Here is a 13,936-nt window from a genome sequence, read left to right on the forward strand (position 1 = left end):
CAGTTTTTACGCGCCGATACATACTGAATGTTTAAGCGAAACTGAGACTTATCTTCAACACTCGAAGGGATATACTCCCAGAGCGATCTCTTAAATATATAAGAGTGAAATGAGCTGACGTCTTCATGATTTTTGAAAGATTAGGGATAGAGAATTGAGAGCACCTCTTATGACATTGAAGCAGTCTGGTAGGCAATCCATTAGAGGCTATTTTAAGAGCATATTCGCTATCGTTGTTTTGGTTTTCGCAGCGACTGCTGGCTACTTTTTCTATGAAAAACCACCGCTCAGTGTTTCAGGTGTGCAATTACAACGCAACGATATGGCCTATATCATTCGCGTAACGGGTGAGGTTATCAATGATCGCACCGTATCTCTAACGGCGTTGGTTAATGGGCGCGTTGAGGAGGTCAATGTTGCTCGCGGCGATCTGGTGAAAAAGGATGACACTCTGGCTTCCATGGATAGCCGCGCATCCATTACCCGACTCCAACGCGCAAAAGCCGTCGTTCAGCAAGAAACGGTGCGTTTGAAAGAGCAGCAGCAGCGCTACAACAGAATTTCAGAGCTATCGGGTAGAAAGCTCGTCTCCGTGGAAGCGCTAGATCAGGTTAGATTTGAAGTAGAAACAGCGCGTGCAGCCGTTGCTATTGCCCAAGCAGACGCCCAAATGAGTGCGCTTGAACAAGATTGGCAGAAGCTCAATGCCCCCTTTGATGCCGTCATCATTGATAAATGGACGGAATCTGGACAATGGGTTGAAGCAGGAACGGAACTCTTCGAACTCGTTGCGATTGAGGGATGGGAAATTGAAGCCAATTTAGATGCCGTAGACAGTGGACGGATTAATGTTGGTCAGACGGTTAACGTCTCGTCTGATGCCTTTCCCGACCTAGAATGGCAAACCCAAATTCACTGGATTGGCCCCGCAATCGAACGGACCGCTCAACGGTATCTCAATACATTTCCCGTGCGCATGGGATTGGGATCTGATGCCCCCGAACTGCTGCTGGGACAGCAACTCGATATTGAAATAGTCATAGAAGAACGTGGCAATGTCCTCAGCCTGCCTTATAGCGCATTGCGTGAGCGCGAACCTGGCGTCTTTGAAGTCGCGCTGATAGAGCAAGGCGTCATTCGCTTGCAACCTGTCGAATCAGGATTAGAGACAGACACACATGTTGAGATAATTAGTGGCATTCAAGAGGGGCAACGGGTTGTCTTGTTTGATGGCGGATATCTTGAAAATGGGCGTGCAGCAAGGTTTATAGTCAAAGATGATCACCATTAAATCGTTGCAAAAATCCTATTTCCGCGGCGACAACACACTACCCGTCATACAGGATGTCGACCTGACGATAGAACAGGGAGAGTTTGTTGCGATCATGGGCGCGTCCGGCTCAGGAAAAAGCACCCTACTCAACATTATTGGCTGTTTAGATAACGCGGATTCAGGTACCTACCACTTAGACGGCACCGCTGTGCATCAGGCAGACGACGATGGACTTGCCACGCTTCGCTCTTCGTTGATTGGCACCATATTTCAATCTTTTAATTTGCTATCACGCCGTGATGCATTAGCAAATGTCATGCTGCCATTGGTGTATCAGAGCACCCCACCCTCGAAGCGGCAAGCGCTTGCTTTGGCTGCTCTTGAACGAGTCGGTCTGGCCGATCGTGCCACGCATTTACCCAATCAACTTTCAGGTGGTCAGCAACAACGCGTAGCCATTGCTCGCGCGCTGGTTAACAAACCCAAATTGCTGATTGCAGATGAACCCACAGGCGCTTTAGACAGCAACACAGGATTGCAGGTTATGGCGTTATTTAAAGAACTGCATGCTGAAGGTCACACCATTGTCATGGTCACTCACGATGCCCATTTGGCCGAGAATGCCGACAGAATCGTGCATATGCGAGACGGCAGGATAGTGATATGAAGAGATTGCGCGTTCTCGTTGATTTGTTCCGAGAAGCCCGATTCGCCATGGTTGAGAACTGGGGAAGATCGATGCTCAGTATGATCGGTATTGCCGTAGGTATTGCAGCAGTCATGACGGTAGATGCAGTCAGCACGGGCGGTAAAGCATTCGTCATGCAGGAATTAGAGACATTTGGTCTCAAGTCAGTTTGGGTATATCGCACACAGAGCAACAAAGATCCGCACAAACGAACGCGAACCGGTACTGGCATCAATAATAATGATTTGATCGCGCTTCAAGGAGACTGTTGCCCCTCTGTCAGCCTCATCAGCCCAATTGTTACGCCGAGAGAACGAGCACCTATCGTTCAGGCGGGTAACCGTTACAGCAACTCACAAGTTATTGGCGTAAATCGAGATTTCCTAACCATTAACAATGACCAACTACGCATAGGTCGAGGCATTCGAGAAGTAGAAATCCGAAATCGTAGACCTGTCGCGATCATTGGCGAAACGGTTATATCAAGCTTGTTCCCCGGCATCACTAACCCCATAGGCCGCACTTTTCGAATATCCGGTCGTGAATATCAGATCATTGGCGTGCTTCGCTCTAAAAGTCGGGATTTACTCGCCAGCATCGGCTCTGCCGGTGGCGATGTGAACAATCGAATTCTAGTGAGCTACCCTCTTGTGCAAGCCATGAACGGTAACGATGACATTAGCTATATTCAAGCTGAAGCCTCAACCGTGGACACCGCCGAAGCAGCTGCGGCGCAACTAAAAGGCGTGCTTTCGCGGCGCTATCACGGCGTGTTTGAATACGAAAGCGAGACCCTCGCCTCTTACATAAAAACCACGGATAACATTCTCGGTGGCGTGACAATCATTGGCATTATTGCCGCCTCTAGCGCGTTAATCGTAGGTGCGATTGGCGTTGCAGGGATCATGAGTACCGCCGTTGCTGAACGCACGAGAGAAATCGGTATTCGCGCTGCCATTGGTGCCCATCGCAGTCATATAATGATTCAGTTTATTGTCGAATCCGTGCTGATTTGTCTGATTGGCGGTTCGTTTGGTTTAGCCGTTGGGCTGCTAATCGGATTTGTGTTGGACTTTTTTACTGGCTTTCCACTCTTTCCGGGAATTGGAGGGATCAGCATTGCCCTCTGTGTGTCTATTCTGGTTGGATTTGTCGCCGGGTATTTACCCGCTCGAAGAGCCGCACAAATGAAGCCAGTGGATGCACTGAGAGATTCATGACGCCTGATGCGCCTCATAATATGAGGCGGACAGGATAAGGACATTTCTGGTTAGATGAACCATCCATACGAACAGCAATGAACCCGTCAGAATGTAAGCAACACCTAGTACCGTCGCGAAGATAAAAAACTCAAGTGAATGCCATCCCATCGGCCTGTTTTCTTCGTGCACCGTCCAGAACAAAACCGAAGAGAGACATACAGCCGCCCAAGCGGGAAGCATGGTCAATAATGCACTGATTAAAAACACTCGCCATATAAGTTCTTCGTAACAGGTTATCCCGACCTGAAATAAAAGATAGTCGCGATTATTCTTTAGAAATCCAAGCCCAAGCCTAAGCCCACGGGCACTATTGATAAAGAAATCTTTTGGTTTAGGCGCGCTTATTGGCAGTCCGGCAAACAGTAAAGCGACACCAACGCACACACCACCAGAAATAATCACACCAAGTTGAAACAAAGAAACAAACTGCCATTCTATATAGAAATACACCGTATAGATGATGACAGGCAGCATGAATATAAAGCCAAGACGATCACTAATGAAACGCGGATATAAAAAAGACAAACCGACCACTAAGCCAAGTAATATAGCAAGCAGGCTCACTTCTAGAAGAGTCCTTTTTTGAAATGACGACGTAAAACGCCATCTTTGTGTTTTTGCAGAAAAGCGCGGAAGTCATCTGAAAACATGGCGTAAAGATGGTAATCATTCCATCCATCGCCAACACGAACGTAATTTTTTAACACGCCTTCTTTTATTCCGCCAAACTCAGCCAGACGAATTGAATCCTCATTACCGGATAACACATAGCCGTAGATTTTATGTAAATTCATCACTTGAAAAGCCATTTGCAGGCTTAAAAGTGCAATCTCAGGCCCAAATACGCTGTTACGGTACTCTTCTTCCCCCACGAGATATCGAAGATCTGCTGTACGGCTTTTCCAATCAATGTTGTTAAACCAGACCATCCCTATTGGCTTGCCCGTCTTGACCGAACACACCAGCCCTAAAAGGTTATCTCCCCCATACACCGCGGCGTTCTGCTCAAGCCACGCCATGGCGTGTTCCTTAGCACCATTGGCAAAGGTTGAGCTATCAAAGACTGTCGAATTCAAGTAAGGATCATCTAGCCAGCGGGCTATTGTATCGAGATCTTCAAGGTTCGGGCGGCGCAAAGCGCAATAGATTCCACGTACACTATCAAACACGTTTATCCTCACTTCCCATCATTAATAAATCGTGATACGCCCCTTCAACAAACAACTGTTCTTTCAATCGCGCTTCTTCAGAAAACCCTAACCGTGTTAAGCACTCTATTTCTCGCAACTCGCTGGGGAGTAACTGAATGTAATATTTACCCAGCTCGTAATGTTCACCAAGCCAGTTCATTACCGCCTGAATGTCATCACCGGCAGAATCAGATAATAGATGGATATCAAGATAGGCAATGCCTTCGAACATGGCTTTTATTCTAATAAATCCCACTTTTCGATCTTCATTAAACACAACAAAATCCCCCTCACCCAATGCCGCATCAAGTTCTGACATTGAACAACCAAGAGGATAAGCGAGGTTTTTATACGTCGAGCCCTTAAAGTTCGATGATTCCACATTCAGAAAATCATCCACTGTTGCCAATCTAAACAACGCTAAATTCTCCACTCATATTTTCAGACCAAACGTTCGCATAACTTTCGAACTTTTATGTTGCAGTAATACTTGGAATAAATGGTTGATCTGATATAGGGCATTTAATACCCACGCAACCTCAACGTGTGACGTGTTGAGCAATGTGCTCAATAAGGTTTTTTCGCTTTATAAACGTAAGGTCAAACGTCGCCGACAACACTTCGCGCCCATTGACGTATGAATTGCCTGTTAACCTCGCCCCAAGACTGTTGATTGCCTTAATGCTGACATGTGCTTCTAGGGTATCCCCAGGCAGAGCAGGAGACTTAAATCGCATTTGATTCACAGTACTGGCAATCACATCCGTTTCTTCTTCAAACTCACTCCGGTAATGCAGTAAAACAATACCGGCCTGCGCTAATGCTTCCCCCATTAAAACGCCCGGCATCATGCTCACATGTTTGAAATGCGCATTAATCAGATCAGACGATACGGGTATGTTGTATTGCGCAATGACCTTCGACTCAGTTAAATAACTGACTGAATCTACGAATAAAAATTCGTCGCCATAAGGTAAAATCTCGCGAATGGCCTCTTTACCGAGTTCGTTTTGCGAATCCCTCAACGCATCAATCACGTTTCTATTCATATGCCCTATCCACAGACGCCATCGTATCAGTCCATTTTTCGAAGGACAGTCGCCGCATTCGTGCCACCAAAACCAAAGTTTAACGAGAGAATCGTTTTCAAATCAGCCTGGGTGGCTTCGCATACGATGGGTAAATCAGCAAACTCAGGGTCAATATTATCAATGTTGATAGAGGGCGCGATGAAGCCATCTTTTAGCATGGCGATGCAAGCAATCAACTCGATGGCCCCTACTGCGCCAATCGCATGTCCCGTCATTGATTTCGTCGATGAAAACCTCGGAACATTTTCTCCGAAAGCTCGACGTAGACCATTGGCTTCGGCCACATCACCGGCAACGGTGCCTGTCCCGTGCGTATTAATGGCATCAATATCGTCAGAGGAAATGCCCGCGTCGTCTAATGAACTGGCAATGCAATCGACAAATGTCCCACCGTCGGCTTGAGGCAGCACTAAGTCATAAGGGTCAGAATTCGCGGCATAACCCACGATTTCAGCATAAATCGGCGCGTTACGTTCCAATGCGGAATCCAGCGACTCCAACACTAGAACACCTGCCCCGCCGCTAATCACAAAGCCATCTCTGTCACGATCATATGGGCGAGATGCGCCTTCAGGTGTGTCATTAAAACCGGTAGAGAGCGCCATTCTCAAGGCTTGAAACGAAGCAACGATCAGCTCGTTCACTTCCTCACACCCGCCTGTTACGGCTCTGTCTATCACGCCATCGCGTATCAGTTCGTAAGCATGTCCAATATTGTGCGCGCCAGTGGCACAAGCAGACGAGATTGAATAGCTTCGCCCAGTTATACCAAAGAGTTTCGTGAGAATGGCACTCACCGTGCTGCTCATGGATTTGAGTACTGTATAGGGTTCGGTTCTGCGAACCTGTCCACTGTAATACCTTTCCCCTTCTCGGTGTATCACACTGACATCCGCCACACCGCTGCCAACAAGGCAAGCAGTTCGCGGATCGGCGAGTTCTTCAGGGCTCAAGCGAGAGGCCGCAATTGCATCGCTGGCGGCAACACTGCAATAAAGCGTTGAGGTCGGCATCGCTCTTCGGAGTTTCAGCGGAATGTTCGCCGACTGTATTTTTGATTCATCTAAATCAACCAAACCAGCAATGCGGCTCGTTAACCCATACTCAGACCACGCTTCAACCGCGCGAATGCCGCTGCGACCCAGCTTCAAAGATTCCGTTAACGTATCAAAATCATTGCCTATTGAAGAAACGACACCCACACCGGTGATCACTACACGTCTACGACTATCCATTCTTTTGACTTAGCTTGGATTCAATGATGTTCAAAAGGTCACTGACAGTATCGAGCTTTATTAAGTCTTCATCATCGATAGATATAGACAGAGAATCTTCTAAATCGAGGGTCAGTGACACAGCCTGCATGGAGTCCATTCCAAGATCACCACGCAAGGACATAGAGGGAAGAATATCTTTCGCTGCAATGGCACTTTCTGACTCAGATTCTAGCCGACTCATGATTTCAGATATTAGCGAGTCCGTTAAATATTTTGAATTTCCTATAGAATTGCTCATATTATTACCATCAAGCTCATGAATTATTTACACAAGAAAGGCTGCACTTGTGTGTGTTTTTCCTTTTCGAAAAGGTTAACAAGGGCTTTTAAAAGCGTCAAACAGCTTAGAAACTTATACACCGAGATAAATGCCGAATAACGGCCTAAACACCCCGCTAACGTTGTTGGTGGCGCTGATATTATATGGAATTCAGGCCAACAATTAAAATCACACAAGATATTGATTTTAAACAATTAAAAACAAAGCTATTCAAGTAAGAATAAGCGCGTGGATCGCATCATAGAACTTAATAAGTCATTCATAAACTCCATAATTAAATTATCAAAATATCTCACCAATGAAACAATAAATACAATCCAAATACTGATTTCATTAAAAAGAGATACGTGTGATTTCAATAATCTATTAGTAATTAAACGGCCTCATGCGAATTTAGGAAAAAATACTGATTTATACTTTAATTAACAATGGGAAGTTGGGCGCGTTTTACTGAAATTGAGATAAGTGCGATTTTTATTGATAACAGCCGTTCTGTGGTCTTAACCAATTCTATGCCCAAGTAACCTCTGTTGTCGACAACCTCTTTTGTCGTCAACCTATGTTCAGTCAAACTCATAACCGCAAAAACCTCGCTCCCGCTGGCCTGCTACATCTCTTTAGACCAACTCATCCAAAATTAATGACCACTTAGTGACTAACGCTGTGCTAAAACAGTGGGTGGATCATATTGTTTGCATACGCATTAAGGACATTAGATGGCTTCAACTCCCCGTCTATTCATTGTTGAAGACGACATTAAGCTTCGTCAGCTCCTATCCTCCTATTTCAGAGAACAAGACTTCGAAGTCACCGCGTTTGAATTGGGAGAGACTGCGATTGAAGCGATTGTATCGGAGCAGCCGGACATCGTGATGTTAGACCTGATGCTACCCGACATCGATGGCCTGACAATATGTCGACAGATCCGCCCGCAATTTTCTGGCAAAGTACTTATGCTGACAGCCAGTGATGATGATTTCGACCACGTGGCTGCACTAGAAATCGGGGCTGATGACTTTGTTACCAAACCGATAAAGCCAAGGGTGTTACTCGCACGACTGCGCGCATTGATCCGCCGAGCTGAAAGCCAGCCCGTGAAAACGGAACAACCGCCACCAGCAACGCTTAACACTCTGGTTTATGGCAAGTTATCACTGAATAAATCTCGGAAATGGTGTGCATTGGCAGACAAAAATATTCCATTATCCGACAGTGAATTTGATCTTTTATGGTTACTTGCTGAATCGGCAGACGAAGTGTTATCCCGAGACACTCTGACCCTTGCGGTGAGAGGCATCGAGTACGATGGATTGGATCGTACCGTCGACAACAAAGTGGTCAGTTTGCGTAAAAAGCTGGGGGATAACCCCTCCTCACCATGTCGCATACTTACTGTCAGGGGACAGGGCTACCTTTTTGTGCCTGATGCGTGGAATGACCTTCAACATAAAGTGTGACTATGTGGCGAATTTATATCGAATCATTTGCCGGACTGTTTGTTCTCTTTATTGTCAGTCTGTTTGCCTTTGAGTTCTTTGTCTACCGACTCAACACAGACTATGACTATGTACTGGAAGACATGCAGGCTGCAGCTCTTCACAGCGTCATTGTCAGTATCTCTGAGTCACAGGGCAGCGAGTTTACGACGCAATTGCTTACTCATTATGCCGAGTCCACCGCCAGCAAATTAAACATTGTGTCAGCGAATCTTGCCCCTAAAGAGGTTCAAAGCTACTTCGCACAGAGTCTGCCTCCCCATCTTTACTCCTTTCATGACGATGATCGAGCGCTTTGGCTGACCTTTCCTGACTCAGACACTTTCTATCATATCGCCCCTGACGAGACCTCTCTGGTTAGGCAGAATATTGACATTAGTGATGCACTGTTTTTCGTTTTCATTACCGTTGGTTTCTTAATTTATTCAAGCTGGCTTATCTGGTTTATCGGTCGCAGAATGCGCGCCTTGCAACACGTAACGGCGGAATTTGCCAAAGGTAATTTGAACGTTCGTGCGCCGACTAACAGTGGCAACAAAGTGGGTAAAATGAACGAAAGCTTCAATGAAATGGCTGACAAAATATCCCAACTCATTACCAGTAACCGCTCTTTAACCCAAGCCGTCGCTCATGACCTTCGGACCCCCATCTTTCGCATTCAGTGGCAAGCAGAAATTCTTCATGAAGAGGCTGACTCGCCGACGCTAAAGCAAAAGCTCGCAAGCATTATCGAAGACACGGAGGAAATGGAGCAGCTGGTCGATGCACTGCTCTATTTCGCAAAAGTTGGCCGTCAGGACATACCACTCAACAAGGAAGATATTGCTGTTCTTCCCTATATAGCAAGCATGGTTGAACGCCTTCCGAATCCTCATCACCGCCATATCGACGTAGCGATAGACCCTGACATCTCGTTTCTGGCTGACAAAACCTTGCTAAAGCGTGCCATTGAAAACGTGTTATCTAATGCCATGCGATATTCAGTATCAACGATCACTGTGCGTTGTTACCGACACGCGCAAGCCATTAATATCGTTGTTGAAGACGATGGTCCCGGTGTGCCAGCGCAATTTCGTGAACGGATTTTTGAACCCTTTTTTAGCGTTGATCCATCGAGGAACAAAGCAAACATGGGGCACGGATTAGGATTGGCCATCGTTAAGCTGATCATTGAGAAACACGACGGTCACGCCACCTTTGAGGAAAGTCCCTCGGGCGGTGCCAGACTTGTCCTTACCCTTCCTGACACTGATGCTGACAAACAGTGACAAAGTCACCACAAAGCTATCACCAACCGATGACACACTGATCCTTTTGTCAGTCTGAGTGATTTTGTACTGTGTTCACAAGACGAACAACTAAGGACAGCATCATGAAAAACATCGCAGTTTTATTGTCAACGTTTGCCGTAACCTCCGCCGTTCATGCTGCAGGTGACACTTATATATTGAACGGTGGCATCTACACCAAACAAAACACATGGATATCAGAAGCGGGCGTTGCTGGCGTCAGCGATCTCTACAAGGATCAAAAGGATTCGGTCGTTCCAATTGTGAATGTTGGCTACCAAGGTGATGACTTCAACATCGATTTTAGCGGTGCGAACTATCGCGTTTACGGTACTGACAGTGATCGAGTAAACATCGGGGTTCTTCTGACCAGCCCGGGGTTGGCATATGACGATGACACTTCAGATTTTCTAAAAGGCATGGATGACAGGGACTTGAGTGTCGACCTCGGTTTGAACGCAGATTTCAGACTTGGCAACGGCGTGATTTCCACCTATTTCCAACACGATGTTTCGGGTGCCTACAAAGGGTACCTCGCCGGTGCTAGATACTTCGACCTTTACACCATTGGTAAAGCTGATTTGCTCTCCTTCGCTGGCGTCATGCTGCAAAGCAAAGACTTTGTCGATTACTATTTTGGTGTCAATCCGAACGAAGCGAGAGTCAACCGCCCTGCCTACACTGGCGATAGCAGTGTTGCTTATGAATTGGGTTACAAGTTGATCTATCCGCTCAGCGAAAACTGGAACCTAACACAGTCAACCCAATACACGCGTTTAGGCAGCGAAGTTGCCGACTCTCCTATTGTCGACAGCGCTAACCAGTGGGTGGTTGGCGCTGCCGTCGCCTATTACTTCTAAACAAGCAAAAGCCTGAGTACTTTGAACGGTTCTTGATCGGCTCTGCTTGAAGGAACGACGCTTGAAGGAGCGCTGCTTTAATGGGCCTGAGCTTAATAGATTACGCCTAATTAATTGCTTTCACCGCCAGCGCAGCCGAATGGTCGCGCTGGTTAACGCTAAGAGAAACAACCACGCAGCTGTACAACTTACATGCGCTTTTCAAAGCGGTCACTCCATTTACCGTTGTTTTCAACGTTGCAGTTCTCTTGTGTATCGAAGGTGACGTGCCGCGTAATGTCTTTCAGTTTGATATCGATATCTACCAGTTTTTCTTTGATAAGTCCGCATAGCGCATCTGTGTCTGCATTGGCTAGATGCGCATTGGAATCAAAGATGCACACGATGCGAAGCGAACTCGGGAAACTGCCATAGTTAGCAAAATGCGTAAGCCATTCGAAGCCCTCGTGTTGCTCTAGGGCGATGTCGCATACCTCGGTCAGCGCTTCCCTTAGCGAGTTCTCTATTTTCTTGTCGGTTTTTCTCACTCTAAAACACTCCTTTAAGAGTCTGAAATCATGTGGCGTTGTTGGGTATTTCCGATCCCTTCGGATAAGCCCACCAAAACCTTGGGGGGCATGGTAGACGCCATGTACCACAAAAACCAGCCTCACCAGAGACATCGAGTGACAACAATGCCCTGCACCTTCAGTTAATTGACGAAAGTTGATTGGCGAAGTTGATTGACAAAAAAGCCATGACTCGTTTGTGAAACCTTCAATATTGGCAGGGTTGGATATACTTGCTTGATAGTGATGATATAAAGGAAATTAAATGACGAGTTCCAAGGAACCTAATCACACTGCGAATCTTCCACCAGCCGATGCAGACGAGCGCCGTGCAGCAAAGCCAGTTGTCTGTTACGCCACCGATTCCCTGCCGTCATATGATGCCAATTTTTATCAAACAGCAAGAGCATCAGCCGCGCGCACGGTATTACTTGAAATCGCCCCCAGAGAGGCCCGCTGCTTTGTCGTTCCTGCTGGGTGTTTTTTCCGTATTTCCTGTCAGCATGGCTCACAAGTTGGAGATTTGAACCTCTGGCAACGAGACGATCTTAGCGAGCGCTTTTTCAGTGGGAAAACCCGCCAACTCCATGCCACCCATTTAACCACTGGCGACAGACTATGGAGCAACATGCCGTATTTACGGCCAATAGCAACGATCACAGATGATTCCTTGCGTTGGTATGGATGGGATGATGATGGCGCGGGTGTTCATGATGTCATTGGAACGCGTTGCGACCCCTATACGCACCACCGACTCCATGATGAGCACTACCATCATTGCTGCCACTCTAACCTCACCCGCGCCCTAGCAGATAAGCTCGGCGTTCGGCAAAAAGAGGCAGAACCCCACGTTCATGATGTGTTGAATGTGTTTATGTGCACGGGCTTTACCAAAGACACACACCAGTACTTTATGAAAGCCAGCCCTGCCCGCCAAGGCGACTACATTGAGTTCTTTGCAGAAACCGATTTACTGGGCGCGCTCTCCGCATGTCCTGGGGGAGATTGCAGCAGCACTCATTCCTGCGATGACGCGCAGTGCTACCCGCTGACTGTAGAAGTGTTCACCCCTGAAAAACACACGCTGGAAGCATGGCAACTGTTCACGCGCAGTGAGTTCGTGGCGAAGTAGATTAGGTTAAAGCAGCCCTTTGCTGAAGCCCTGCCACAATCGCTACCCGCCATTCGCATTCGCCACTCGTTGGGGTGAGAACCTCAACGGGAATTCCGATGATAAAACAAGATTAGCGACTTAGATGGAATGAAGTCGCTGTCACCTTTTCAAGCATCCCCAAAATACCACTGTCATTCGAATGTCACTTTACATATGGAAAAACATATATATAGTATCGAATCATACAAACATATGAAATTTCATATATTCAATAACACATCAGGGCAAAGTTATGGGCATGTTTGAACGTTACCTGTCAGTTTGGGTGGCAGTGTGTATCGCAGCGGGGGTTCTTCTGGGTAATCTGATCCCTTCAGCATTTGAAGTGGTTGCAGGTTTAGAGTTCGCTCATGTCAATCTGGTTGTCGCCGTTCTGATCTGGGTGATGATTTTCCCGATGATGGTGCAGATAGACTTTTCTGCCATCAAAGATGTGGGCAAAAAACCGAAAGGATTGGCGCTAACGCTAGTGATCAATTGGTTGGTCAAACCCTTTACGATGGCTGCGCTGGGCTGGCTATTTTTCAAAGGTTTTTTTGCAGATTGGGTCGACCCGCAAAGTGCCAACGAATACATCGCGGGAATGATTCTATTAGGTGTCGCCCCTTGTACGGCAATGGTGTTTGTGTGGAGCCAACTAACCAAAGGTGATGCGAATTACACGCTGGTTCAGGTTTCCGTCAACGACCTTATCATGGTCTTTGCTTTTGCACCGATCACCGCATTTTTGTTAGACGTGACTGATATTCAGGTCCCTTGGGAAACGCTGATCCTGTCTGTGGCTCTGTATGTAATATTGCCACTTGTGGCGGGAGCATGGGCACGCAGGCAATTGCTGAAACAGGGCGAGCAAAAGCTTGATGGCTTTCTCAGCGCGGTAAAACCGTGGTCAATTGTCGGGTTGCTCGGCACTGTTGTGCTTCTATTTGGTTTTCAAGCGCAGACCATTGTCAGTCAGCCACAAACTATCTTACTCATAGCAATTCCGTTGCTAATTCAAACCTATGGCATATTTGCGATTGCTTACGGTGCGGCGAAGTGGCTCAAGTTGCCTCACAACGTCGCTGCACCAGCGGGGATGATTGGAACATCTAACTTCTTTGAACTGGCCGTTGCGGTTGCTATTTCTCTGTTTGGCCTTCACTCCGGTGCGGCATTGGCCACGGTGGTGGGTGTGCTTGTTGAAGTGCCGGTTATGCTCTCTCTGGTGTGGTTCGCCAACCGAACAACACATTGGTTTGAACCTAGTCAGCCATAATCCACGTTTTGTTTGAAAGCCCTGTCTCTCAGGGCTTTTTTGATCATGGCAATCTTCTCATCCATTATCCACACTAATCCCTAACATAGATCCTCGATAAAAGACCAAAAGCAATCCAACTCGTCTATAAAAACACCATTCAAACGCCTATTCGACATGGATTGATAAAAACCCATACGCAAACGATTGCCTTAGTTCAAAAAGCGAGTAAGATGCGCGCCAATTTCAAGGCGTTACTGACGTTGGTTGC

General features: G+C 46.9%; 15 protein-coding genes. 8 read left to right on the top strand and 7 right to left on the bottom strand.

The window, feature by feature from the left end:
- The first annotated feature begins 169 nt into the window (after window positions 1–169).
- The 3 genes from Q365_RS0123765 to Q365_RS0123775 are packed head-to-tail and all read left to right on the top strand — an operon-like array spanning window position 170 to window position 3,181.
- Window positions 170–1,291: an efflux RND transporter periplasmic adaptor subunit gene (locus Q365_RS0123765; protein WP_028025707.1), complete on the top strand. Its 1,122-nt coding sequence runs from the start codon at window positions 170–172 to the stop codon at window positions 1,289–1,291.
- Complete coding sequence (locus tag Q365_RS0123770) at window positions 1,278–1,940, top strand: ABC transporter ATP-binding protein (protein ID WP_028025708.1); 663 nt, start codon at window positions 1,278–1,280, stop codon at window positions 1,938–1,940. Before Q365_RS0123765 ends, Q365_RS0123770 begins: the two co-directional genes overlap by 14 nt.
- Window positions 1,937–3,181, top strand: a complete 1,245-nt coding sequence (locus tag Q365_RS0123775) for an ABC transporter permease (protein WP_028025709.1) — start codon at window positions 1,937–1,939, stop codon at window positions 3,179–3,181. The genes Q365_RS0123770 and Q365_RS0123775 overlap by 4 nt, the downstream gene beginning before the upstream one ends.
- Here Q365_RS0123775 and Q365_RS0123780 read toward each other — a convergent pair.
- The 6 genes from Q365_RS0123780 to Q365_RS0123805 all read right to left on the bottom strand — a co-directional run bounded on the left by Q365_RS0123780 (window position 3,176) and on the right by Q365_RS0123805 (window position 7,019).
- On the bottom strand, window positions 3,176–3,787 hold the full coding sequence (locus Q365_RS0123780) for a CPBP family intramembrane glutamic endopeptidase (protein ID WP_028025710.1): 612 nt from the start codon (window positions 3,785–3,787) through the stop codon (window positions 3,176–3,178). The genes Q365_RS0123775 and Q365_RS0123780 overlap by 6 nt on opposite strands.
- 2 nt (window positions 3,788–3,789) lie before the next feature.
- Window positions 3,790–4,392: a GNAT family N-acetyltransferase gene (locus Q365_RS0123785; protein WP_028025711.1), complete on the bottom strand. Its 603-nt coding sequence runs from the start codon at window positions 4,390–4,392 to the stop codon at window positions 3,790–3,792.
- Window positions 4,385–4,732: a GNAT family N-acetyltransferase gene (locus tag Q365_RS0123790; RefSeq protein WP_028025712.1), complete on the bottom strand. Its 348-nt coding sequence runs from the start codon at window positions 4,730–4,732 to the stop codon at window positions 4,385–4,387. The genes Q365_RS0123785 and Q365_RS0123790 overlap by 8 nt, the downstream gene beginning before the upstream one ends.
- A gap of 220 nt (window positions 4,733–4,952) precedes the next feature.
- The gene (locus Q365_RS0123795) at window positions 4,953–5,462 is read right to left on the bottom strand and encodes a 3-hydroxyacyl-ACP dehydratase FabZ family protein (RefSeq protein WP_028025713.1); all 510 of its coding nucleotides are present in this window, start codon (window positions 5,460–5,462) and stop codon (window positions 4,953–4,955) included.
- A 26-nt stretch (window positions 5,463–5,488) separates the two neighbouring features.
- Window positions 5,489–6,739 (bottom strand): beta-ketoacyl-[acyl-carrier-protein] synthase family protein, encoded by a 1,251-nt coding sequence (locus tag Q365_RS0123800; protein WP_028025714.1) that lies wholly within the window; start codon window positions 6,737–6,739, stop codon window positions 5,489–5,491.
- Window positions 6,732–7,019 carry an acyl carrier protein gene (locus tag Q365_RS0123805; RefSeq protein ID WP_245621607.1) on the bottom strand — a complete coding sequence of 96 codons (288 nt, stop codon included), beginning with the start codon at window positions 7,017–7,019 and terminating at the stop codon, window positions 6,732–6,734. Before Q365_RS0123805 ends, Q365_RS0123800 begins: the two co-directional genes overlap by 8 nt.
- Before the next feature lie 758 nt (window positions 7,020–7,777).
- Here Q365_RS0123805 and Q365_RS0123810 point away from each other — a divergent pair.
- From Q365_RS0123810 to ompV, 3 genes are all read left to right on the top strand, one after another.
- Complete coding sequence (locus tag Q365_RS0123810) at window positions 7,778–8,518, top strand: response regulator (RefSeq protein ID WP_028025716.1); 741 nt, start codon at window positions 7,778–7,780, stop codon at window positions 8,516–8,518.
- 2 nt (window positions 8,519–8,520) lie between these two features.
- The gene (locus Q365_RS0123815) at window positions 8,521–9,825 is read left to right on the top strand and encodes an ATP-binding protein (RefSeq protein ID WP_028025717.1); all 1,305 of its coding nucleotides are present in this window, start codon (window positions 8,521–8,523) and stop codon (window positions 9,823–9,825) included.
- 104 nt (window positions 9,826–9,929) lie between these two features.
- A complete protein-coding gene (gene ompV / locus Q365_RS0123820) occupies window positions 9,930–10,706 on the top strand; it encodes an outer membrane protein OmpV (RefSeq protein ID WP_035025648.1) in 777 nt (258 codons plus the stop codon).
- A 188-nt stretch (window positions 10,707–10,894) separates the two neighbouring features.
- On the opposite strand, the gene Q365_RS0123825 is transcribed toward ompV, so the two are convergent.
- Window positions 10,895–11,233 carry a hypothetical protein gene (locus Q365_RS0123825; protein ID WP_028025719.1) on the bottom strand — a complete coding sequence of 113 codons (339 nt, stop codon included), beginning with the start codon at window positions 11,231–11,233 and terminating at the stop codon, window positions 10,895–10,897.
- A 286-nt stretch (window positions 11,234–11,519) separates the two neighbouring features.
- Between Q365_RS0123825 and Q365_RS0123830 the strand changes: the two genes are divergently transcribed.
- Window positions 11,520–12,386, top strand: coding sequence for an urea carboxylase-associated family protein (locus Q365_RS0123830; RefSeq protein WP_028025720.1), 867 nt, complete (start codon window positions 11,520–11,522; stop codon window positions 12,384–12,386).
- 274 nt (window positions 12,387–12,660) lie between these two features.
- Window positions 12,661–13,686, top strand: a complete 1,026-nt coding sequence (arsB, locus tag Q365_RS0123835) for an ACR3 family arsenite efflux transporter (protein ID WP_028025721.1) — start codon at window positions 12,661–12,663, stop codon at window positions 13,684–13,686.
- Window positions 13,687–13,936: the final 250 nt, after the last annotated feature.

The sequence above is a fragment of the Enterovibrio calviensis DSM 14347 genome (genome assembly GCF_000621165.1).
Lineage (GTDB): Bacteria > Pseudomonadota > Gammaproteobacteria > Enterobacterales > Vibrionaceae > Enterovibrio > Enterovibrio calviensis.